This window comes from Pseudonocardia sp. KRD291 (assembly GCF_019263595.1).
GTDB lineage: Bacteria > Actinomycetota > Actinomycetes > Mycobacteriales > Pseudonocardiaceae > Pseudonocardia.
In genome coordinates this window covers 1-20,932 of the sequence record NZ_JADQDD010000089.1, presented here as the reverse complement: position 1 = coordinate 20,932, position 20,932 = coordinate 1, and the positions used below count along the sequence as shown (strand labels likewise).

21 protein-coding genes and 1 pseudogene are annotated in these 20,932 nt (G+C 72.9%); 13 read left to right on the top strand and 9 right to left on the bottom strand.

Features of this window, described 5'->3' with window-relative positions; all coding sequences use genetic code 11:
• Nucleotides 1-1,092, bottom strand: a 1,092-nt coding sequence (locus tag I4I78_RS14655) for an MFS transporter (protein WP_218611864.1), incomplete at its 3' end; no start/stop codon positions are given.
• 176 nt (nt 1,093-1,268) lie between these two features.
• Between I4I78_RS14655 and arsC the strand changes: the two genes are divergently transcribed.
• Nucleotides 1,269-1,619 carry an arsenate reductase (glutaredoxin) gene (arsC, locus tag I4I78_RS14650; protein WP_218611863.1) on the top strand — a complete coding sequence of 117 codons (351 nt, stop codon included), beginning with the start codon at nt 1,269-1,271 and terminating at the stop codon, nt 1,617-1,619.
• Here arsC and I4I78_RS14645 read toward each other — a convergent pair.
• A complete protein-coding gene (locus I4I78_RS14645; protein ID WP_308252115.1) occupies nt 1,606-3,507 on the bottom strand; it encodes a prolyl oligopeptidase family serine peptidase in 1,902 nt (633 codons plus the stop codon). The two genes, arsC and I4I78_RS14645, sit on opposite strands and share 14 nt — an antisense overlap.
• 299 nt (nt 3,508-3,806) lie before the next feature.
• Here I4I78_RS14645 and I4I78_RS14640 point away from each other — a divergent pair, with 299 nt between their 5' ends.
• Complete coding sequence (locus I4I78_RS14640; protein ID WP_218611861.1) at nt 3,807-4,112, top strand: hypothetical protein; 306 nt, start codon at nt 3,807-3,809, stop codon at nt 4,110-4,112.
• Between the two features lie 37 nt (nt 4,113-4,149).
• Here the strand turns inward: I4I78_RS14640 and I4I78_RS14635 are convergent, their stop codons facing one another.
• Nucleotides 4,150-4,746 carry a TetR/AcrR family transcriptional regulator gene (locus tag I4I78_RS14635; RefSeq protein WP_218611860.1) on the bottom strand — a complete coding sequence of 199 codons (597 nt, stop codon included), beginning with the start codon at nt 4,744-4,746 and terminating at the stop codon, nt 4,150-4,152.
• Nucleotides 4,747-4,925: 179 nt separating this feature from the next.
• Between I4I78_RS14635 and I4I78_RS14630 the strand changes: the two genes are divergently transcribed.
• Both I4I78_RS14630 and I4I78_RS14625 read left to right on the top strand, forming a co-directional pair.
• Entirely contained in the window at nt 4,926-6,095 is a 1,170-nt protein-coding gene (locus tag I4I78_RS14630; protein WP_218611859.1) for an LLM class flavin-dependent oxidoreductase, read from the top strand.
• 158 nt (nt 6,096-6,253) lie between these two features.
• Nucleotides 6,254-7,423, top strand: a complete 1,170-nt coding sequence (locus I4I78_RS14625; protein ID WP_218611858.1) for a serine hydrolase — start codon at nt 6,254-6,256, stop codon at nt 7,421-7,423.
• A 44-nt stretch (nt 7,424-7,467) separates the two neighbouring features.
• On the opposite strand, the gene I4I78_RS14620 is transcribed toward I4I78_RS14625, so the two are convergent.
• Entirely contained in the window at nt 7,468-7,893 is a 426-nt protein-coding gene (locus I4I78_RS14620; protein ID WP_218611857.1) for a DUF1707 domain-containing protein, read from the bottom strand.
• Nucleotides 7,890-9,326 carry an LLM class flavin-dependent oxidoreductase gene (locus tag I4I78_RS14615; protein ID WP_218611856.1) on the bottom strand — a complete coding sequence of 479 codons (1,437 nt, stop codon included), beginning with the start codon at nt 9,324-9,326 and terminating at the stop codon, nt 7,890-7,892. The genes I4I78_RS14620 and I4I78_RS14615 overlap by 4 nt, the downstream gene beginning before the upstream one ends.
• Before the next feature lie 322 nt (nt 9,327-9,648).
• Here I4I78_RS14615 and I4I78_RS14610 point away from each other — a divergent pair, with 322 nt between their 5' ends.
• Nucleotides 9,649-10,710 carry an alpha/beta fold hydrolase gene (locus I4I78_RS14610; protein ID WP_218611855.1) on the top strand — a complete coding sequence of 354 codons (1,062 nt, stop codon included), beginning with the start codon at nt 9,649-9,651 and terminating at the stop codon, nt 10,708-10,710.
• A gap of 63 nt (nt 10,711-10,773) precedes the next feature.
• Here the strand turns inward: I4I78_RS14610 and I4I78_RS32845 are convergent, their stop codons facing one another.
• Nucleotides 10,774-11,649 (bottom strand): excalibur calcium-binding domain-containing protein, encoded by an 876-nt coding sequence (locus tag I4I78_RS32845; RefSeq protein WP_226379715.1) that lies wholly within the window; start codon nt 11,647-11,649, stop codon nt 10,774-10,776.
• A 147-nt stretch (nt 11,650-11,796) separates the two neighbouring features.
• Nucleotides 11,797-12,768: an NADPH:quinone oxidoreductase family protein gene (locus I4I78_RS14600; RefSeq protein ID WP_308252114.1), complete on the bottom strand. Its 972-nt coding sequence runs from the start codon at nt 12,766-12,768 to the stop codon at nt 11,797-11,799.
• A gap of 220 nt (nt 12,769-12,988) precedes the next feature.
• Between I4I78_RS14600 and I4I78_RS14595 the strand changes: the two genes are divergently transcribed.
• Nucleotides 12,989-13,543 carry a dihydrofolate reductase family protein gene (locus tag I4I78_RS14595; RefSeq protein ID WP_218611854.1) on the top strand — a complete coding sequence of 185 codons (555 nt, stop codon included), beginning with the start codon at nt 12,989-12,991 and terminating at the stop codon, nt 13,541-13,543.
• A 52-nt stretch (nt 13,544-13,595) separates the two neighbouring features.
• Nucleotides 13,596-14,798, top strand: coding sequence for a GDSL-type esterase/lipase family protein (locus tag I4I78_RS14590; RefSeq protein WP_308252113.1), 1,203 nt, complete (start codon nt 13,596-13,598; stop codon nt 14,796-14,798).
• 19 nt (nt 14,799-14,817) lie between these two features.
• On the opposite strand, the gene I4I78_RS14585 is transcribed toward I4I78_RS14590, so the two are convergent.
• Nucleotides 14,818-15,420: a TetR/AcrR family transcriptional regulator gene (locus I4I78_RS14585; protein WP_218611852.1), complete on the bottom strand. Its 603-nt coding sequence runs from the start codon at nt 15,418-15,420 to the stop codon at nt 14,818-14,820.
• 102 nt (nt 15,421-15,522) lie between these two features.
• Here I4I78_RS14585 and I4I78_RS14580 point away from each other — a divergent pair, with 102 nt between their 5' ends.
• A complete protein-coding gene (locus I4I78_RS14580) occupies nt 15,523-16,455 on the top strand; it encodes an NmrA family NAD(P)-binding protein (protein WP_218611851.1) in 933 nt (310 codons plus the stop codon).
• A gap of 117 nt (nt 16,456-16,572) precedes the next feature.
• Here I4I78_RS14580 and I4I78_RS14575 read toward each other — a convergent pair whose 3' ends face one another.
• Nucleotides 16,573-17,466 (bottom strand): LysR family transcriptional regulator, encoded by an 894-nt coding sequence (locus tag I4I78_RS14575; protein ID WP_218611850.1) that lies wholly within the window; start codon nt 17,464-17,466, stop codon nt 16,573-16,575.
• 82 nt (nt 17,467-17,548) lie between these two features.
• On the opposite strand from I4I78_RS14575, the gene I4I78_RS14570 reads away from it, so the two are divergent.
• From I4I78_RS14570 to I4I78_RS14550, 5 genes and pseudogenes are all read left to right on the top strand, one after another.
• On the top strand, nt 17,549-18,136 hold the full coding sequence (locus I4I78_RS14570; protein ID WP_218611849.1) for a pyridoxamine 5'-phosphate oxidase family protein: 588 nt from the start codon (nt 17,549-17,551) through the stop codon (nt 18,134-18,136).
• Nucleotides 18,137-18,141: 5 nt separating this feature from the next.
• Complete coding sequence (locus tag I4I78_RS14565) at nt 18,142-18,555, top strand: PPOX class F420-dependent oxidoreductase (protein WP_226379714.1); 414 nt, start codon at nt 18,142-18,144, stop codon at nt 18,553-18,555.
• A 63-nt stretch (nt 18,556-18,618) separates the two neighbouring features.
• Nucleotides 18,619-19,209, top strand: a complete 591-nt coding sequence (locus tag I4I78_RS14560) for a TetR/AcrR family transcriptional regulator (RefSeq protein ID WP_218611847.1) — start codon at nt 18,619-18,621, stop codon at nt 19,207-19,209.
• A 107-nt stretch (nt 19,210-19,316) separates the two neighbouring features.
• A complete protein-coding gene (locus tag I4I78_RS14555) occupies nt 19,317-20,051 on the top strand; it encodes an SDR family NAD(P)-dependent oxidoreductase (protein WP_218611846.1) in 735 nt (244 codons plus the stop codon).
• A 515-nt stretch (nt 20,052-20,566) separates the two neighbouring features.
• Nucleotides 20,567-20,932, top strand: a pseudogene (locus I4I78_RS14550) (S9 family peptidase); the annotation flags it as partial.

The following is a 20,932-nucleotide window of genomic DNA, read 5'->3' as shown; positions in this document are numbered from 1 at the left end:
GTCGACCAGGAGGCCGGACAGTGGGGTGGCCACCGCGATACCGGCCGTGGTGGCCGAGCCCTGCAGGCCGGTGACCAGCCCCCGGACCCGGTCCGGGGCCAGGGTGGCGATCGTGTCGCTGCCCGCGGCCAGGGTCGGTGCGGTGAACAGACCGGCCCCGAGCAGCAGCAGCGCGAACGTCCACCAGGCCCCGCCGAGCGCGGCCGGCAGCGTCGCGAGCCCGAGGGCGGCCAGCAGCAGCGGCATCGGGGCGGCCCGGCGGGCGGCGCCGTAGACGAACCCGCCGACCAGCGACGCCACGCACCACACCGCGTTGACGACCGCGATCGCCCACGCCTGCCCGCTGCCGGTCAGGCTCGCAATGAACGCCAGCTCCGTGCCCATGATGGCGACCACGGCCGCGGAGATGGCCAGCAGCGCCGCGACGAGTGGAGCGGTGAGCCACTCCCGCACCGGCGGGGCCGGTGGCCGCGGGCCCTCGCCCGCCGCGCGCACCGGCGGGTCCAGGACGAGCAGCACCACGCCTGCGACCAGGAAACCGGCGCCGATCACCCGCATCGTGGTCGCGCTGCCCAGCCAGAGCGTCAGCAGGGACCCCGCGGCGGGGCCGGTCATGTAGGACAGCTCGACCGACATCGAGTCCATCGCGAACGCCGGGCGCCGGTAGCCGGCGGGCACGGCGGCGGCCAGGACCTGGCGCACGACCGAGAACACCGGCAGCGCGAACATCCCGCCGACGAACGCGGCACCGAGCAGCCAGCCGTAGCCCAGCAGCGGGGCCACCGCCCAGAATCCGGCGCTGACGAGCATCGTCAGCAGCAGCATCGGGCGCAGCCCGCGCCGGTCCACGAGCGCTCCGAGCACCGGCCCGCCGATCGCCATGCCGGTCGGGACGGCGGCGGCGACCAGCCCGGCCGCGGCGTAGCCGTACCCGAGCGTGAGGACGACGTGCAGCGTCATCGTCACGCCGACGGCGGTGGCCGGGACCCGGGACGCGAGCGCGACCGCCGTGACACCGGCGACGCCGGGCAGGCGCAGCACGTCCCGGTAGGCGGCCATGCCCCCGCGTGCCGGGCCCGCGTCGGTCACCACGCCGACCATCCTCACCCACGATCCCGGCGAGGAGCGGGTGAGGGCACCCGAACTTGACTGGTTCAAGATTCGGTGCTGTGCTTGTCGCACTCCCACCACGAGGCGTGGCCCGGTCCGGCGGATCCTTCGCCCGGCCGGGCCACATTCGTGTCGGGGGCCGGTCCTAGGCTCGGTCCATGGGCGTCGAGATCTGGCACAACCCGCGCTGCTCCAAGAGCCGCGCCACCCTGGACCTGCTCGCCGAGCGCGGCGTCGAGCCCACGGTGCGGCGCTACCTGGACGACCCGCCCACCCGGGCCGAGCTGGTCGAGGTGCTGGCCGCGCTGGGCACCGACGACCCGCTGACGATCACCCGCACCGGCGAGGCCCGCTACCGCGAGCTGGGTCTGAAGGGCGCCGACGGCGAGACCCTGCTCGACGCCCTCGCCGCGAACCCGGTCCTCGTCGAGCGACCGATCGTCCTGACCGGCGGCCGGGCCGCGATCGGGCGGCCACCGGAGGACGTGCTGCCGCTCATCGGCGGCTGAGGGCCCGTCGGGCGAAGTCGATCTCGGTGGCGACCAGGTCGAGCTGGTCGGTGACGACCAGCGAGCCGTGACCGGCGTCGAAGCGGGTCACCTCGTAGTGCACGTCGCCGCGGGCGGCCAGCGCGTCGAGGTAGTTGTCGATCTGACGGATCGGGCAGCGCGGGTCGTTCTCCCCGGCCAGCACGAGGACCGGCACCCGGACCCGGTCGACGTAGGTCAACGGCGACGCCTCCCGGTAGCGGTCGGGCAGCTCCTGCGGCGAGCCGCCGAACAGCGCACGGTCGAACGAGCGCAGCTGCTCCATCTCGTCCTCGTACGCGGCGAGGTAGTCCGCGACCGGGACGCCCGCGACCGCGACCGCCCACCGCTCCGGCTGCACGCCCGCGGCCAGCAGCGACAGGTACCCGCCCCAGGACCAGCCGTCGACGACGCACCGCGCACGGTCCACGGTGCCGTCGGCGACCAGCGCGTCCTGCACGGCGGCGACGTCGGCCAGCTCGGTCAGGCCCGGGTGGCCCTCGATGGCGTCGCGCCAGGCCGAGCCGTAGCCGGTCGAGCCGCGGTAGTTCACCTCGACGACGACGAAGCCGGCCTCGACCCAGGTCGCGCGGGCCGGGTCGAACCGGTCCTCGTCGGCCGCGTGCGGGCCGCCGTGCAGCACGAACACCGCCGGGGCGGCGGTCCCGACGCCGTCGGGTGCGGTGACCAGCGCGTGCACCGGGCCCCCCGGTCCGTCCACCCACACGTCGCGCACCGGTTCCGACGACGGCGGCCGCTCGCCGGGCGGGACCAGCAGCAGGCGGTCGGTCCCGTCCGGGTGCAGCGCCCGGATCTGCGACGGGGTCGCCGCCGAGGAGCAGGTGTACTCCACCGTGCCGTCCGGGCGGACCTCCGCGGACCCCACGCAACCCGGCGCGACCGGCAGCTCGGTCAGTGAGGTCGTGTCGATGTCGTAGCGGAACAACCGGGTCCGGGCGGCGTGGGTGTGCCCGACCAGCAGCGCCGTGCCGTCCGGGTAGAAGTCGGCGAACACCTCGCCGGGCAGGTCCAGATGCAACTCGGTCTCCGAGCCGGAGACCGGGTCCCAGATCAGCAGCTCCTCGCGGCCCCGGCGCTCGTGTCCCACCAGCAGCCGCTGGTCGCCGGGGACGGGGGCGAACACGAGCGGGGCGAGGCCCTTGCCGGGCCCGTCGTGCAGCTCACCGACGACGTCGCCGCTGCCGAGGTCGAGGACCCGCAGCGACGGATGCCGGGAGTCGCCGTGCTCGGAGTGGTGGATCGCCAGCAGCGTCTCGTCCTCGCTCAGCGCGCCGACGCCGGCGTCCTCGACGTGCGAGTACACGACGCGCGCCGGCCCGGAGGAGTCCCGCTCGTGCAGCCAGATCGTGGTGCCGGAGTCGGTGGAGGTGCCGAGTACCGCCAGCCGGCGGCCGATGTACACCCCCGCCGGGTAGCCGTCCTCGGCGCCGGGCACCGCGGCCTGCGGCTCGTCCGAGTCGGGCCGTCCGGCGAACGGCTCGGTGACCCAGTGGCCGAACTCGTCGCCGTCGGTGTCGTCGAACCACCACACGGTCTCGCCGTCCGGGGGCAGCACGGCCGAGTGCGTGCCGCTGCGCCGGGAGGTGACCTGGCGGTGCAGGTCGGTCGCCCGGTCCCAGACGTGGATCTCGCTGGTGCCGCTGCCGTTGGAGACGTAGACGGTGCGGTCCGGCGCGTCCCAGGCCCAGGACGGGCGCGACATCCGGACCGCGGTGAACCGTGCCCGCCAGCGCTGCTCGGCCGCGTCGTCGTCGAACAGGCGCTCCGGGACCGGCGAGACCGGGTGGGTCGCGGGTGCGGGCGCCCCGGAATCGGCGGGAACACGGGCGAGAGAGGGGTCGGCACGCACTCCCCGATCATGCCCCATTCGGGCGATGTCCACCTGGGGGCGGGGCGGTGCCGGACGGGCTGGCACAGTGGTCGACGTCGGCGGCCGAGGTCGCCGGAGGTGCCGGGACGTCCGGGGAGGAGTGCCGATTCGTGCGTGCGGTCCCTGGTCCCCGCCGGGGGCGTGTCCGGCCGGTCCGCGGTCGTCCGGCCCGCGGTCGTCCGGCCCGCGGTTGTCCGGTACGGGCCGGAATCGCCCGGACGGGTGGCGTCCTGGTCCTGCTGGCGGTGCTGGCCGGGTGCGGCACGCTTCCGGCAGCGGTGCCTGCGCCCCCGACGATCACTCCCGCGGCGTCCGCCGACGGCGTCCGTACGGTGCGCTTCGACCATCGTCCCGGCGCCGCGCAGCCGCCCGCCCCGGTGGTCGCGGTGCCCAGCGGGGCGACCGTGGAGCTGGTCGTCGGCAGCGACGTCGCCGAGCGCGTCGCGCTGCGGGGCTACGGCTGGTCCCGGTATGTGACGGCCGGGAGCACCGTGAGCCTCCGGTTCGTGGTCAACCGTCCGGGTGAGCTCGTGGTGACGATCGGTGACCCCGCGGTCGAGCTGGGGCGGCTGCGGGTCGGGTAGCTGACCCGCAGCCGCCGGTTCGTTCCGCGAGCTCCTCTCAGGCCAGCGCGGCGGCCCGCTCCTCGGCCATCGCCCGCAGGCCCTCGGCCACGTCGACGCCGGTCGGCGCGGTGTCCGGGTCCAGCAGCCACTGGACCATCACGCCGGTGAGAAGTGCCTGGTAGACCGCACCCAGGACGTGCACGCGCCGGTCGGCGGCCTCCGGGTCGTCGGGCAGCGTGTGGAACGTCAGGGCCAGCCCCTCGCGCGCCTCGCGCTGCGCCGCGACGAGGGACTCGCGCAGCTCGGGCAGGCGGTCGGCCTGGGCCAGCGCCTCGACGTGGGTGGCCCAGAGCCGTCGCTCGCTGGCGAAGAGCCCGATCACGCGGCTCCAGGTGTCCTCGACCCGGCGCTGCGGGTCCGCGGTGGGGGTCGCGTCCGGCTCGGCGAGTGCCCGGTCCAGCTCCTCGCCCCAGCCCGCGGTGGCCTTGAGCAGGGCCTCGGTGAGCAGGGCGTCCTTGGATCCGAAGTGGTAGCCGATGGACGCCAGGTTCGTTCCCGACGCGGCGACGACGTCACGCGCTGTGGTCCGGCCGAACCCCTTGTCGTAGAGGCACTGCGCGGCCCCGTCGAGCAGCTCCTCGCGGTGTCCCATGATCGGCGAACCTATCGCATGGCCGGTCCGGGCCCGACGGTCGCACGTCCACCCGGTGTTCATCCCGGAGCTGGGCCGCGCGTGCTGCGGCGTTGCAACCCTTGCGTGACTCCGATCACGCTCGGTATGACAGGGAAGCGCTCCTGGGGCGCACCACGATCTCGACGAGGAGAGAAGTCTTGAGCAGACTCCGTTTCGGCACCTTCCTGGCGCCCTTCCACGCGCCGGGCCAGAACCCGACCCTGGCCATCCAGCGCGACCTCGACCTCGTCTCGCACCTCGACGCACTCGGCTACGACGAGGCGTGGATCGGCGAGCACCACTCCGCGGGCAGCGAGATCATCGCCTCGCCGGAGATCTTCATCGCGGCCGCGGCGGAGCGCACGCGCACCATCCGGCTCGGCACCGGCGTCACCTCGATCAGCTACCACAACCCGCTGTGGGTCGCCGACCGGATGGTGATGCTCGACCACCTGACACGCGGACGCACGATGCTCGGCGTCGGCCCCGGCTCGCTGCCCACGGACTCGGCGATGATCGGGCTGAACCCGACCGACACCCGCGAGCTGCTCGAGGTGAACCTGGACATCATCACCCGGCTGCTGCGCGGTGAGACGGTCACCCGGCAGACGAAGACGCACAACCTGATCGACGCCCAGCTGCAGCTGCGGCCCTACACCGACCCGTGCTTCGAGCTCGCGGTCGCGGCGGTCGCGTCGCCGACCGGCCCGCGGATGGCCGGCAGGTTCGGCGCCGGGCTGCTCTCGATCGGCGCCACCCTGACCCAGGACGGGTTCGACGCGCTCGCGCACCACTGGAGCGTCGTCGAGGAGCGGGCCGCGCACTTCGGGCAGCCGACGCCGGACCGCGCGGGCTGGCGCCTGGTCGGGCTGATGCACATCGCGGACACCAAGGAACAGGCCTACCGCGACGTCGAGTACGGCATCGAGCAGTGGTTCAACTACTTCAAGAAGGTCGCCGCGTTCCCGCAGATGGCCGTGGACGGGTCGAACATCAGGGAGATGATCGACTTCATCAACGACGCCGGGATCGGCGCCATCGGCACGGTCTCCGACGCCAAGGCGCAGGTCCGGAAGCTGACCGAGCAGAGCGGCGGCTTCGGCGCGTTCCTGCTGCTCGGACACGAGTGGGCGAACCCGGAGGCGACGAAGAAGTCGTTCGAGCTGATCGCCCAGCACGTGTTCCCGGAGTTCCAGGACCAGGCCGAGGGCACCCGCGCGGCCGCGGCCCGGGCGACCGACACCCGTGAGGCGCACGCCCAGTCCCAGCTGGACGCGGTCGACCACATGACCAAGAAGTACGAGCAGGAGAAGTCCACCGGATCCTGATCCCGCCCGCACTCGTGAACCGCGACGTGCGCGCCACGCGCGTCCCGGTTCACGAGTGCCGGCCGTCCGGCCGACGGGATGGTTCCGGGCGTTGTGCAGTGCGGACGACGGTGCCAGTGTGGTGTGACACGCGCCACACGACGCCGACGGAGGCACCCGTGAGCTCAGCGATCGACGGTTCCGCGATCGACAAGGTCCTGCAGGAAGCGGTCGACTCCGGTGCGGTCCCGCACGTCGCGGCGATCGCGGCAGATGCGGACGGGATCATCTACCAGGGTGCGGCCGGCCCGCGCGCGGTCGGCGAGAGCGCCCCGCTGACCGTGGACACGCACTTCCGGATCATGTCGATGACCAAGATGGTCGCGACCGCGGCGGCATTGCAGCAGGTGGAGAAGGGCACCCTCGACCTGGACGCCCCGGTCGAGCAGTACTGCCCGGACTTCGCCGGGGTGAAGGTGCTCGACGGCTTCGACGGCGACACCCCGAAGCTGCGCGACCCGGCGAGCAAGGCCACGGTCCGGCACCTGGTCACCCACACCTCCGGGCTGGGCTACTGGTTCTGGAGCGACGAGCTGGTCCGCTGGGAGGCCGCGACCGGTGTCCCGAACGTCGTCGCCGGGTCGAACGCCAGCTTCGGGGCCCCGATGATCGACGACCCGGGGAAGCGCTTCGTCTACGGGATCAACACCGACTGGCTCGGCAAGGTCGTCGAGGCGGCGTCGGGGGTCGGGCTCGACGTCGCGATGAAGGAGGGCATCTTCGGCCCGCTGGGCATGGACCGGACCACCTTCGTGATGAACGACGACCAGCGCGCCAACTCCACCCCGGTGCACGTGCCGGACGGCAGCGGCGGCTGGACCTCGGCCGGCGAGATCCTCAACCAGGCCCCGGAGTACTACGCGGGCGGGCACGGCCTCTACGCCCCGCCGACCGACTACATCCGGTTCGAGCGGGCCCTGCTGCGCGGCGGCGAGCTCGACGGCGAGCGGGTCCTCGCGCAGTCCACGGTGGACGCGGCGTTCACCAACCAGATCGGTGACCTGGACTTCCCGCCCGAGATCCCGACGGCCGACCCGAACTCCAGCGGTCCGTTCAACCCCGGCCCGGGCTACAAGTGGGGCTACGGGCTGCTGCTCAACACCGCCGACGTCCCCGGCATGCGGCGCGCGGGCAGCGGTGCGTGGGCCGGGCTGTGCAACACCCACTTCTGGGTGGACCGCGCGACCGGGATCTGCGCGTCGATCTACAGCAACTTCCTGCCGTTCATCACCGACGGCGGTCTCGCGCTGTACGCCGACTACGAGCGCGCGCTCTACGCCTCCCTGTAGGCCTCGCTGTAGGCCCCGGTCGTCCGGCCGACCGCCTCGCCGCTCTATAGGCGGGGCGGACGGCCGATCCCGGCCACGTAGAGCACGAGCAGCACGGCGGCCGGTGGCCCGGCCACCCACAGGAACCACGGGTCGAGGTCACCGTCGGTGGACAACGCGACGATCCCCCAGGCCACCAGCGTCACCGCCGAGAGGCAGGCCCAGATCGTCGTCAGCACCCGCATCGTCATGCCGCCGCCGGAGTCGGCGAACACCAGACCGTGGTTGCGGTCCCGCTTCAGCTTCGGGAGGTCCGCCGTGGTCCGGACCAGATCGGCCCTGGTCCGGGCGGCCCACACCTGCGCGACCCGCTCGTCGAACTCGTTGAGGTCGATCTCGCCGATCTCCTGAGCACGCCGCAGCCGGTCCTGCACGGACTGGCGGTCGATGTCGGAGACTCGCATCGCGTCCGGCTTCACGGGCTCGTTCACCCACTCGATGATGCCAGCGGTTCCTCATGATCGGTCGCGACCTGCTGCGGGATGGTCGAGTTCGTCCCGCCCACCCGGTAGGTGGACCCGCGGTGCTCGGCCGGGAGACGGTCCCCGAGACCGAACAGCTTCTGCCGCAGCGTGCCGGACTCGTACTCGCCCGGATAGACGCCGCGCCGCTGCAGCTCCGGGACCACGTGCGTCACGACGTCGGTGAACGTGCCCGGCGTGATCGCGTAGGCCAGGTTGAACCCGTCGACGTCGGTCTCGTCGACCCAGTCCTGCAGCTCGTCGGCGACCTCGGACGGGGAGCCGACCGTGCGCGGGCCCATGCCGCCGATCCCGCCCCAGGCCGCGATGTCGCGAACGGTCCACTCGCGCCCGTCCGGGTCGGCCTGCTGGAACGCCGCGACGGCCGACTGGATGGCGTTGCTCTCGACGTCGCCGATCGGGTCGTCGAGGTCGTAGCGGGACAGGTCGATGCCCATCCAGCCGGACATGAACACCAGCGAACCCTCGTCGCTGGCGTAGGACTGCAGCTGTTCGTGCTTGTCCCGCGCGCCCTGCGAGGTCTCGTCGGTGACGACCGTCTGCAGGTTGTAGATCCGCGCCGAGTACGGGTCACGCCCGGCGCGGGAGAGCCGCTCGCGGATGTCGGCCACGGCCTCCTTGAGCAGCGCGCGGGTCGGGGCGGCGGTGAAGATCGACTCGGCGTTCTCCGCGGCGAACCGGCGGCCCCGGTCGGAGGCACCCGCCTGGTAGATCACCGGCGTGCGCTGCGGCGACGGCTCGGACAGGTGGATGCCGGGCACCGTGAAGTGTTTCCCGGCGTGACCGATCGGGTGCACCCGGGCCGGGTCGGTGAACACGCCGGCGTCGGCGTCGCGGCGGACGGCGTCGTCCTCCCAGGAGCCCTCCCACAGCTTGTAGAGCACCTCCAGGTACTCGTCGGCGTGGTCGTAGCGGTCGTCGTGGCGCAGCTGGTCGTCATGGCCCATGTTGCGCGCGCCCGATGGCAGGTAGCCGGTGACGACGTTCCAGCCGATCCGGCCCCGCGTGAGGTGGTCCAGCGTCGTCATCCGGCGGGCGAACGGGTACGGGTGCTCGAACCCGGTCGCGGTGGTGATCCCGAAACCGAGGTGCTCGGTCACGTGCGCCATGGCCGAGACCAGCAGCATCGGGTCGTTGACCGGGACCTGCGCGCCCTGGCGGACGGCGGCATCGTGCGATCCGCCGTAGACGTCGTAGGTGCCGAGGACGTCGGCGATGAACAGCCCGTCGAAGCGGCCCCGTTCCAGGAGCTGCGCGAGGTCGGTCCAGTACGAGAGGTCCTTGTACCGGGCGGCCTGGTCGTCGGGGTGGCGCCAGAGGCCGGGGGACTGGTGGCCGACGCAGTTCATGTCGAACGCGTTGAGCCGGATCCGTCGGGGCATGGGTGCTGTCTCCTGGGTCGTCGTCGGGTGCCGGGCGGGTCAGGCCCGACAGCCCGCGCTGACGACACGCAGGAGATCCACGTGCAGGCGCTGCACGGCGCGGTAGGAGGGCAGACGGTCCGTCGCCGAACGCATGGCCACCCCTCCTTCCGGTCCGATCGTCGCGGCCCACGCTTGTCGAGGTCGCGATCACCCGTCAAGGACGTCTCGATGTGACGATCACCCCGTCTGTCCTCGCCGCCGCCGTAGTGGTAGGGAACACACGATCCTGCGGGCGGTGACCCCTCCGCCGTCCGACGCCTCGTCGAGGAGGAACGTTCACATGATCGAGAACCCGTTCTACGGCCACGAGTTCCACGGCGACTACGACCTGGTCTCCATCGGGAAGCTGGACCTGGAGGAGGGCGGCTCGATCCCGGACTGCCACCTCGCCGTCGCCACCTTCGGCACGCTGAACGACGCCAGGGACAACGCGATCCTCGTGTCCACCTGGTACTCGGGGACGCACCAGATCTTCCGGGACGTCTACATCGGCCCGGACCACGCCCTGAACCCGGAGAAGTACTTCATCGTCGTGGTCGACCAGATCGGGTCCGGGCTGTCCACCTCGCCGCACAACGCCGACGGCCCGAACGCCGGCATCGCGATGTCGAGGTTCCCGAAGGTGCGCATCGGCGACGACGTCGTCGCCCAGGAGCGCCTGCTGCGCGAGCACTTCGGGGTCGAGACGCTGGCGCTGGTCACCGGCGGGTCGATGGGCGCCCAGCAGACCTACGAGTGGGCGGTCCGCTTCCCGGCCAAGGTGCTGCGCGCCGCCCCGATCGCGGGCACCGCGCAGAACACCCCGCACGACTTCCTCTACACGAAGGCCCTGGCCGAGGCGATCACCTCGGATCCGGGGTTCAACGGCGGGGAGTACACGTCCAACGCCGACGTCGTCGACGGCCTGACCCGGCACGCCGGCATCTGGGCCGTGATGGGCTTCTCCACCGAGTTCTGGAAGCAGGAGGTGTGGCGGGCCCTGGAGTTCGAGTCCAAGGAGGCCTTCCTCGCCGGGTTCCTGGAGCCCTACTTCACCGCGATGGACCCGAACGACCTGCTGTCCATGGCGTGGAAGTGGCAGCGCGGCGACGTCGCCCGGCACACCGGCGGCGACCTCGCAGCGGCCCTGGGCCGGATCACCGCGAAGACCTACGTCCTGCCGATCAACGAGGACATGTTCTTCCCGGTCCGGGACCACGTGGCCGAGCAGGAGCTGATCAAGGGCAGCGAGCTGCGCGTGATCGACGACATCCTCGGCCACCTGGGCCTGTTCGGGGTGGCGCCGACCTACATCGGCCAGGTCGACCGGCACCTGAAGGACCTGCTGGACACGAAGGTCTGACTTGCGTGCCGGGGCGGTTCAGCCGAACCGCCCCGGCCGCGCCGCGGAATCCGTGCGTGCGGGTCACTCGCAGGCGACGCCGTCGCCGTCCCGGTCGAGCTTGCTGCTGTAGCCGGCGTCGCCGCGGGACAGCGGGGCCGCACCGGCGTCGCGGGCCGCGGTGCAGTTCGCGTAGGAGGCCGAGCCGCCGGAGCTCGCGGGCCTCGGGACGGTGGCGGCGCGCGGTGCGGCCACCAGCGGGCGCGGGGCGTCCACGTCGGCCCGCGGCGACGGCGCGTCGGCGTCGGTCTCGGTGACGGGCGCCGACTGCGGCTCGACGACGGGCTCGGGCGCGGCGACCGGCTGCGGCGCCACGACCACCGGCGGGGCCGCGGCCTCGCCGAGCACGATCGGGTCACCGGCGGAGGCCTGCGCGCCGGCGAGCGGCAGCTGCGTGGTGACGGTGCCCGCGGCGACGCCGGCGATCGACCCGGTCGACGGGCCGAGCGTCACGGTGGTGAACCCGGCCCGCAGGAGCGCGTCCCGGGCCGCGACGTCGCCGGAGCCGACGACGTTCGGCACGGCCAGCAGTACCGGCGCGGCCGGGACCACCGCGACGGGCGCGGCGATCGGGGCCGGCGCGGCGGGCACCGGGGTGGCGTTGGCGATACCGATGACCGTCATCGCCACGCAGATCACCGCCCCGATCACCGACATCACGATCCCGGCGACGCTGCGACCGGCGGTGGCCGCCCGCCCGTCCCGGGAGCGGCGGTAGCCGCTGATCGACAGGCCGAGTGCGGGGCCGACGACGAGGAACCCGAGGATCGGCACCCAGCCGACGAGAAGGCCGACGATCGACAGCACGAACCCGGCCGTGGCCACGCCGTTGCGCGGGCGGGGCGCCTGCGGCGGCGCCGGGAAGGCGGTGCCGGTGGTCTGCCACTGGGTCGTCGTCATGGGTTCCGCTCCTGGCGTCGAAGGTCCGGTCGTTGCGGCCACCTGGCCCGGTTGCCCGGGCCCGTGCCACTGAACGGAGCATCGCCACCTGTCATCGACCCATTACCGGGCGTCATCACCGTTGATGACGCGGACCGGGGGAGCGGGTCAGGGACGCAGGGCGATCTTCCCGGTGACCGTCCGGTTCGCGTAGCCGGCGAACGCCGTGGGGGCCTCGGCGAGGGGCAGGACCTGCGGGCGGGGCGGGTGCAGCTCGCCGCGGGAGATCCGGCCCAGCACGTCGGCGACGAGCTCGAGCGCCGCGGCGTGGTCGTCGCGCGCCCAGTCGCCCCAGTCCACCCCGATGATCGAGCGGTTGCGCAGCAGCACGATGTTTGCCGGGAGCCGGGGGATCTCGCCGGAGGCGAAGCCCACCACGCAGAAGCGTCCGCCGGTGCCGAGCGCGCGCAGGGCCGCCTCGGCCGACGGACCGCCGACCGGGTCGATCACGACGTCCGCGCCGCCGCCGGTCACCTCGCGGATCCGGTCCTTGAGGTCGGTGTAGTCGATCGCGGCCTCGGCCCCGGCGGCCGTCGCGGCGTCGCGCTTGTCCGGTGTGGACGCCGCGGCGAGGACGCGGGCGCCGAGCCCGCGCGCGACGTCGACGGCGGCCAGCCCGATGCCGCCGCCCGCGCCGAGCACCACCACCCACTCGCCGGGCAGCACCGCGACCCTCCGGGTGACGCCGAAGACCAGCGTGCAGTAGCTCTCGATGGCCGTCGCCGCGATCTCCGGGGCGACCGCCGCCGGCACCGCGACGACCGCGGACGCCGGGAGCACGGCGTGCGAGGTGAACCCGCCGAACGAGGTGAGCAGCAGCGCCGCGACCCGGTCATCGACGGCGGGGGCGCTGACCCCGGCGCCGACGGCGGCCACGCGGCCGGCCACGGTCGACCCCGGTGTGTAGGGCAGTGCCGGCGTGACCTGGTAGCGGCCGCGCGCGATCAGGTCGTCGACGAAGCTGACGCCCGCGGCGTCGACCTCGACGAGGACCTCGCCCTCGCCCGGGACCGGTGTCGGCTCCTCGCGCAGCGTCACCACCGCGGGTTCCTCGAAGCTCTCGCAGACGATCCGCTGCACGTGTCTCCTCCTCGTGGTGCGACGACCGGAACGCCCGTCGCGCACGCCCGCGCAAGGGCCGGGAACCCGGGTCGGGCCGACAGTACGTCAGCCGCCGGGCGGGTCCGCCGAAACGGGACGGCGGCCCGGACCGATGAGATCGGTGGCCGCCCCCGGTCCATCCCGACGACGCCTGCGACGCAGGACGACCGGAAGCCCGACCGATCACCAGGAGCGCACGATGGGCACCATCAAGGCACACGAGTTCACCACCCTCGACGGCGTGATCGGCGCCCCGACCTGGACGTTCGACTACGGGTTCACCGACGAGATGGGTGACTCGATCGGCCGCCTCACCTCGGGCTCGGAGGCGATCATCTTCGGCCGGACGACCTGGGAGGAGTCGGGCCCGGCCTGGAGCTCGCGGGACATGGCCGACGACCCGGGCGCCCCGTTCTTCAACGAGACCCCCAAGTACGTCGTCTCCGGCACCCGGACCGACGCCGAGGGCTGGAGCAACTCGCACCTGCTCGGCGCCTACGACGTCGAGACCATCCGGACGTTCAAGAACGGCATCGACGGCGGGATCTACACCTACGGCAGCGGCACGCTCGTGCGCGCCCTGCTCGCCGACGGGCTCCTCGACGAGCTGCACCTCTACGTGTTCCCGGTCGCGCTGGGGGAGGGGCCGAGGATGTTCCCCGAGGGGGCGCCGAGAACCGCGCTGACGCTGGCGCAGAGCGAGTCGTTCGGCAACGGCGTCGTGCACCTGGCCTACACCCCGGCCGGGTTCTGACCGCGCGGATGCGCCGCGCGGGCCCGGGTCCGCCGTTGGCAGCATGGTGGTCGTGAACGTTGAGAACGACCGGATCAGCACGCCGATCACCGCGGACCTGCTGCGCGGTGCGCTCGAGCTGGAGCAGACCGGGGTCGGCGTGCTGCCGCACCGTCTCCCGGCCCGGGCCCGCGCCCAGTGCTCCGACGGGCAGCTGGCCATGGCGGAGGCCCAGCCCTCCGGTGTCCGGCTGGTGTTCCGGACCCGCGCCACCGTCGTCGAGCTGGACACGCTGCGGACGCGGGTGGGGTACCAGGGCATGCCGCTGCGCCCCGACGGCGTGTACGACCTGCTCGTCGACGGCCGTCTCGCGGGGCAGGCCACGACGACCGGGGGCAAGGTCATGCTGCTGGACATGGCCACCGGGTCGACCGAGAACCAGTCCGGCCCGGTCGGCACCGTCCGGTTCGCCGACCTGCCCGACCGGGTCAAGGACGTCGAGATCTGGCTGCCGCACACCGAGATGACGGAACTGGTCGCGCTGCGCACCGACGCCCCCGTCGAGGCCGTACCGCGGGACGGGCGCCCGGTGTGGCTGCACCACGGGAGCTCGATCAGCCACGGCTCGAACGCTGCGAGCCCGTCCACCGCGTGGCCGGCCCTGGCGGCCTCGGCCGGCGGCGTTGACCTGGTCAACCTCGGCTTCGGCGGCAGCGCCCTGCTCGACCCGTTCACCGCCCGGGCGATGCGCGACACCCCCGCGGACCTGATCAGCGTCAAGATCGGTATCAACCTGGTCAACGCCGATCTGATGCGGCTGCGCGCCTTCGGCCCGGCGGTGCACGGGTTCCTCGACACCCTCCGCGACGGGCACCCGAGCACGCCGCTGCTGGTCGTCTCGGCGATCCTGTGCCCCATCCACGAGGACACCCCGGGCCCGGGGGCGGTCGACCTGAGCTCCGGGACGATGCAGTTCCGGGCCACCGGCGACCCCGCGGAGCGGGCCGCCGGGAAGCTGACGCTGACCGCGATCCGCGAGGAGCTCGCCCGGATCGTGGCGCAGCGCGCGGCCGACGACCCGAACCTGTCCTACCTCGACGGTCGTGTCCTCTACGGCGAGGCGGACGCCGCCGAGCTGCCGCTGCCGGACCGCCTGCATCCGGACGCCGCCACGCACCGTCGCATCGCCGAGCGCTTCGCCGGGGCGGTGTTCGGCGCCGGCGGGCCGTTCTCCGGCCGGCCGGTCGCGGCGGTCGGGCGGCCCGCGGCGGGGTGACCCGCACCCGGCGCGTCGTTCAGGTCTGCGGGCCCGGTCCCTGCGAGCCCAAACCGTGCGGGCCCAGCCCCGTCACGGCCAGCCGGAACAGCCGGTCCGCGCGGTCGGCGGGGTCGGGGTGGTGCTCGGTGGCCAGCACGATGCCGACGATCAGCGCGATCAGGTCCGCGACGGTGACACCCGCGGCGACCCGGCCGTCCCGCGCGGCCCGGCGCAGCAGCGGGTCGCCCGCCTCCTCCAGCGCCGCCGAGCAGCTGTTCTCGTGCACGGACCGGGAGTCGGACGCGGCGCCGTCGTAGGACAGCGCGGCCGCCAGCCCGCGGACCGACACCGAGTAGGCGACGACCTCGCCCAGCCATTCCAGCAGCGCGTCCCGGCTGTCGCCGGTGCCGGACAGGTCGTGCGCACGGGCGCACAGGGCCGCGATCCGGTCCCGGGAGACCGCCTCCAGCAGCGCGCGCCGGGTGGGGAAGTGGCGGCGGACGGTGGCCGAGCCGACCCCGGCGGTGCGGGCGATCTGTTCCAGGGAGGCGCCGGCACCTCGCGCGGCGACCTCGCCCTCGGCGACGGCGAGGATGTGCGCGTAGTTGCGCCGGGCGTCGGCGCGCTTGCCGTCCTGCATGCGTCCTCTCCGACCTTGCTAAGTGGCGGGCTCCGCCATATCGTACCGTTCGAGAAACGGCGGGCCCCGCCGTTTAACGGTCGAGCATTCGAGGAGCACCCCATGTCCACCGATTCCGCGCCCGTACTGGTCACCGGAGCCACGGGGCGGCAGGGCGGCGCCACCGCCCGTGCCCTGCTCGCGGCCGGCGTCGGAGTCCGCGCCCTGGTGCGCGACCCGTCCGGCGTCCGGGCGAAGTCGGTCGAGGCACTCGGTGCCGAGCTGGTCACCGGCGACCTGCACGACCGCGACTCGGTGACCCGGGCGGCGCAGGGGGCCCGCGCCGTCTTCTCCGTCCAGATGCCCGGGATGACCGCGGACGGGGACTTCGACTTCGAGGGGGAGGTGGCCCAGGGCGTCAACCTGGTGGAGGGCGCACGGGCCGCCGGCGTGCCGCAGTTCGTGCACACCTCGGTCACCGGGGCCGGCCGACACACCGAGGCCCCGGGCTGGGTCGAGGGCCGCTTCCCCACGACGGAGCGCTCCCTGAACGCCAAGAGCGCCGTCCAGGACCGGGTCCGCGCGGCCGGCTTCCCGCACTGGACGCTGCTCAAGCCGGGCTTCTTCATGGACAACTTCCTGCCGTCGATGGGGTTCCTGTTCCCGCGTGGCGTCGAGGGCGGTCTGGTCAGCGTCCTGAAGCCGGCGACCCGGCTGTCCCTGGTCGCGGTCGGCGACATCGGCACCGCGGCCGCAGCCGCCTTCACCGCTCCGGAGCGGTTCGACGGGGTGGAGCTGGAGCTGACCAGCGACTACCTGTCGATGACGGAGATCGCCGAGGTCCTCTCCCGCGCCCTGGGCACGCGACTGTCCGCGCCGGACATGACCGAGCGGGAAGCCCTCGACGCGGGCATGCCGGCGATGGGCGCCGCGCACGAGTGGGTCAACGTCGCCGGCCAGATGGGGCGGCCGCACTACGCGCGGGACCTGGGCATCCCCCTGACCGGCTTCGACGAGTGGGCGCAGGAGCACATGCGGGCCGAGATCCGGTCCTGACCCTCCAGGGGATGTGATCCGGGACCCTCCGGTTGGAGCCGGACGAGACGTCATGGTCGTCCGCGCGTCGGGCACTCAGTCCGTGGACAGCAGCCCTTCGAGCGTGGCGTAGCCCGGTCACCCCGGGCCGGTCAGATCGTGGGCGGCCTCGACGGCGATGTCGATCGCCCGGGTCGCCAGTGGCGACCGGGTGCTTCCGGCCGGCCAGTGCAGATACATCTCGCGGGTGGGCGAGGGGCACAGCGGGTGGATGCCGAGCCGGTCGTCGGACGCGGCGTCGGAACCGTGCAGGGCGAGCCACGGCAGCACCGCCGAGCCGATGCCCGCCCGCACCATCGACAGGATGGTGTCGTGGCCCGCGGTCCGGAACACGAACCGTGGCCGTGCGCCGTGGCCGGCGAGCTCCCGCTCCAGCCACCGTTGGTGGTAGGTGTGCGGCCAGGCGACCATCGGGGCGTCGTCGAGCAGCTCCACCCGCACCGGACCGTCGGGGAACGCGCCTGCGCCCGCCACCAGCAGGTACGGCTCGTCGAGCAGCTTCACGTGGTCGACGTCGTCCTCGATCCGGCCGTCGTGGAACAGCAGGTCGAGATCGCCGATCCTCGGGTCCTCCGGCTCCACCTCGGACAGCCTGATGTCGCAGCCGGGGTGCTCGTCGAGCAGCCGGCGCACGACGGCCGGCAGGATCAGGTTGGACACGCTCCGGAAGGTGCCGATGTCGATCCGGCCGCTGCCCGCCCGGAAGCGGTCGACGGCCTCGGCCAGCGCCTCCGACCTCGTCAGCAGATCGCGGCCGTGGGCCAGGACCACCTCGCCGAGGGGCGTGATCCGCACCGGCCTGGGTCCGCCGGGGCGGTCGAAGACGGCGCCGCCGAGGGCGCGCTCCAGCGCGGCGACCTGCTGGCTCACCGACGACTGGGTGTAGCCGAGCAGGGCGGCCGCCCGCCCGAACGTTCCCTCGTCGGCGATCGCGGCCATGGTCCTCAGGTGCCGCAGCTCGACGTCGACCACGAGCTGAGCATAGCCGTTGGCGATCAAATCGATCGCAAACAATCGCTTTTCTCAATCCTCGGGCGAACCTAGCGTCGTCGACATGACGACGGACGAGCCGGAGCCGGCCCCCGAACACCTGTCCAGCCCAGGCGGCGCACCCCTGACGGCGCTCGGCTGGGCGGATGTGCGGACGCGGGTGGCCGAGGCGGACGACTTCCTGCTCGCCACGACCGACCCGGACGGGCGGCCGCACGTGGTGCCGGTGCTGGGCGTGTGGCTCGAGGGAGCGGTCTGTTTCGCCACCTTCCGGCAGTCCCGAAAGGCCCGCAACCTCGTGCGCAACGACGGGTGCGCGGTCACGGTGCCCGGGCGTGACGTCGACCTGGTTCTCGAGGGCACCGCCCGGCTCGTCCGGGACGCGGCCCGGCTGCAGACCGTGGCCGACCTGTTCCCGGCCAAGTACCCGTGGTGGCGCCCGTTCGTCCGGGACGGCGAGTTCCACGACCCGGCCGACGCCGGCCTCGACGACCCCCGGCACGTCTACGCGCTCGACCCGCAACGGGTGTTCGCCTTCGGCAAGGAGACCGGGTTCAGCGCCACCCGCTGGCGGCCGCGCCCGGCCACGCACACGCAGCTGCCCGCCACAAGTGGGCACCGCACGATCGAACGAGAGGCGGCACGCCCGTGACGACGATGACCGACACCGAATGGCGATCCTTCGTCACCGAGGGGACGAAGCTCGCCCACGTCGCGCTGGCCCGCGCCGACGGGCGACCCCACGTCACCCCGGTCTGCTTCGTCCTCGACGGCGAGGAGCTCGCCTTCGCCCTGTCGCCGGGGAGCGTGAAGGGCAGGAGCCTGGCCCGTGACGCGCGCATCGCGGTCTGCGTCAGCGACGAGCGGCAGCCCTACGGCTTCGTGACCGTCGAGGGACGGGCACGGATCTCCGCCGAGCCGGACCGGGTCGCGCACGTCGCGGAGGGAGTCGCCCGCCGCTACTACCCCTCCCAGCCCGCGGAGGGTATCGCCGAGGTCTTCGTGCAGGAAGGCTTCACCGCGGTGCACGTCGCCATCACCGACGTGATCGCCCGGTCCGGTCTCGGCTGAGGTGCCGAAAGCCCCGGTGGCCCGGTGATGGACCGATCGGTCCACTATAAGTAGCATCGGCACATGCCGCGTCCACGCCAGTTCGACGAGGAGCGCGTCCTGTCGTCCGTGCAGGCGGCGTTCTGGGACAACGGGTACGCGGGCACCTCGCTCGAGGACCTTCTGGTGGCCAGCGGGCTCGGCAAGGGGAGCCTCTACGGGGCCTTCGGGGACAAGCAGAGCTTGTTCCTGCGCGTGCTGCGCGAGTACGACGAGGCCAACGACCGAATGCTGCGAACCTGGCTCGAGCAGGCCGACCGCGCCGTCGACGTGATCCGCGGCTTCGTGATCGGTCCGCTGCGCGACCCCGGCGGGGCAGAGGCCCGGCGAGGCTGCCTGCGCGCCAACACGGCGATGGAGCTGTCCGCCGGCGCCCCCGAGGTGGCTGCCGAGGCCCGGCGCAGCTACGCCGCGACCACCACCCTGCTGGCCGAGGCGGTACGGCGAGCGCAGCGCGAGGGCGATGTCGCACCCCGTGTCGACCCGGACGAGGCCGCCCACGCGGTGCTCGCCGGCCAGCTCGGGCTGCTCGTCCTCGACCGGGTCGGCCAGGACCCGGCGGCCTTGTCGACGATGGCCGAGACCCTGCTCCACGGTCTGCTGCCCAGGCCCTGACCGTCCCCGAGAGGCCGTGAGACACGACACCGCCCCAGTTATTGACCAATCAGTCCACATCCACTGTTATGGACGGATCAGTCAATAACTTCGGAGAGGGAGACGTCGTGAAGGTTCTTCAGGACAAGGTCGCGGTCGTGACCGGCGCGAACGCGGGCATCGGGCTGGCGATCGCGCGGGCCTACCGCGCCGAGGGCGCGCGGGTGTTCGTCGTCGGTCGTCGGCGGGAGCAGCTCGACGAGGTCGAGGCCGAGCTCGGATCCGGGGTGACCGGGATCCGCTGCGACGTGGGTCGGCTCGACGACCTCGATGCGCTCTACTCGACGGTCGCCGAGAAGGCGGGCCGGATCGACGTCCTGGTCGCCAACGCCGGGATCGGGATCGTCGCGCCGTTGGGCGAGATCACCGAGGAGCAGTTCGACGCCATGTTCACCACCAACGTCAAGGGCTCGCTGTTCACCGTGCAGAAGGCACTGCCCCTGCTCTCGCCGGGAGCGTCGATCATCCTCACCGGATCGACGGCGGCCTCGCGGCCCGAGTCGTACCTGCCCGTGTACGGGGCGACCAAAGCCGCGGTCCGCAATCTGGTGCGCGGGTTCGCCCACGGGGCCGGGGAAGGTCGGTACCGGATCAACGTGCTCTCCCCCGGAGGTACCCGCACCCAGGGTCTGCTCGACCTGGTCCCGTCGGACGAGCTCGCCGCCGCCGCGGCATCGGTTCCGCTCGGTCGGCTGGCCGAGCCCGAGGAGGTCGCCGCGGCCGCCGTCTTCCTCGCCTCGGACGCGTCCAGCTACGTCAACGGCTCGGAGCTCGCCGTCGACGGTGGCTTCGCCCAGGTCTGAGAGGCGCAGGCGCACCGGGAACGCTCCGGCAGCGGCCCCACGCACGACGAAGACCTTGGTCCCACTCAACCTCCCCGCTGCGGTACACCGTGCCGTCGCGGCATGGTCGACACAGTGCGGAGTGGACCACACGATCCGGCCCCATGGCTTGACTCTGCCGCGACGGCACAGCGTCTCCTCAGGACAGCACAACATCACTGATCGAGGACGGCGCGACCATGACCGGGCGACGGCGCGAGGGAGCCACAAACACCGATGAGGGCGGGCTCCGCGCGAGCACGAAGCGACTGGCCCGATGACCCGCACACCCCTGCGGGCGAGCCCGGTGCTGTGGCTCGTCTCCTACGCACCGGACCTGCTGGATGCGCGGATCGCCGCGGCGGTGCGAGACCTCGGAGACGTGTCTGCCACTGATCGAGACATGCCGACCGCACCCCGGCGTAAGCGCCATGACCGGGCGCCCACGCTCGCACGTCCTCACCCTGCCACCGCCTACTCCTGCTGAAAGGCGACTCATGAACTACTCGTCCGAGTACGCTCCCCTCACCGACACCGACTACGCCCGCGGTGAGCAGATGCTCGCGCCGTACCGCGACCGGCTGATTCCACGGGCCACGGTGGTTCCGCAGTGGTCCGGCGACGGTGCGCGGTTCTGGTACCGGTCCGGAGCTCGCCACATCCTGGTCGATCCGGCATCCGGTGCCCGGCGCGACGCGTTCGACCACGAGCGGCTCGCCGCGGAGCTGTCTCAGGCGGCCGGGCAGGCGGTAGAGGCCGACGATCTGCCCCTGGGCTCGGTCGACTTCGAGGTCCCCGACCGGAACCCGGACACCATCCGTTTCTCGGCGTTCGACACACGGTGGGAGTGGTCCGAGAAGACC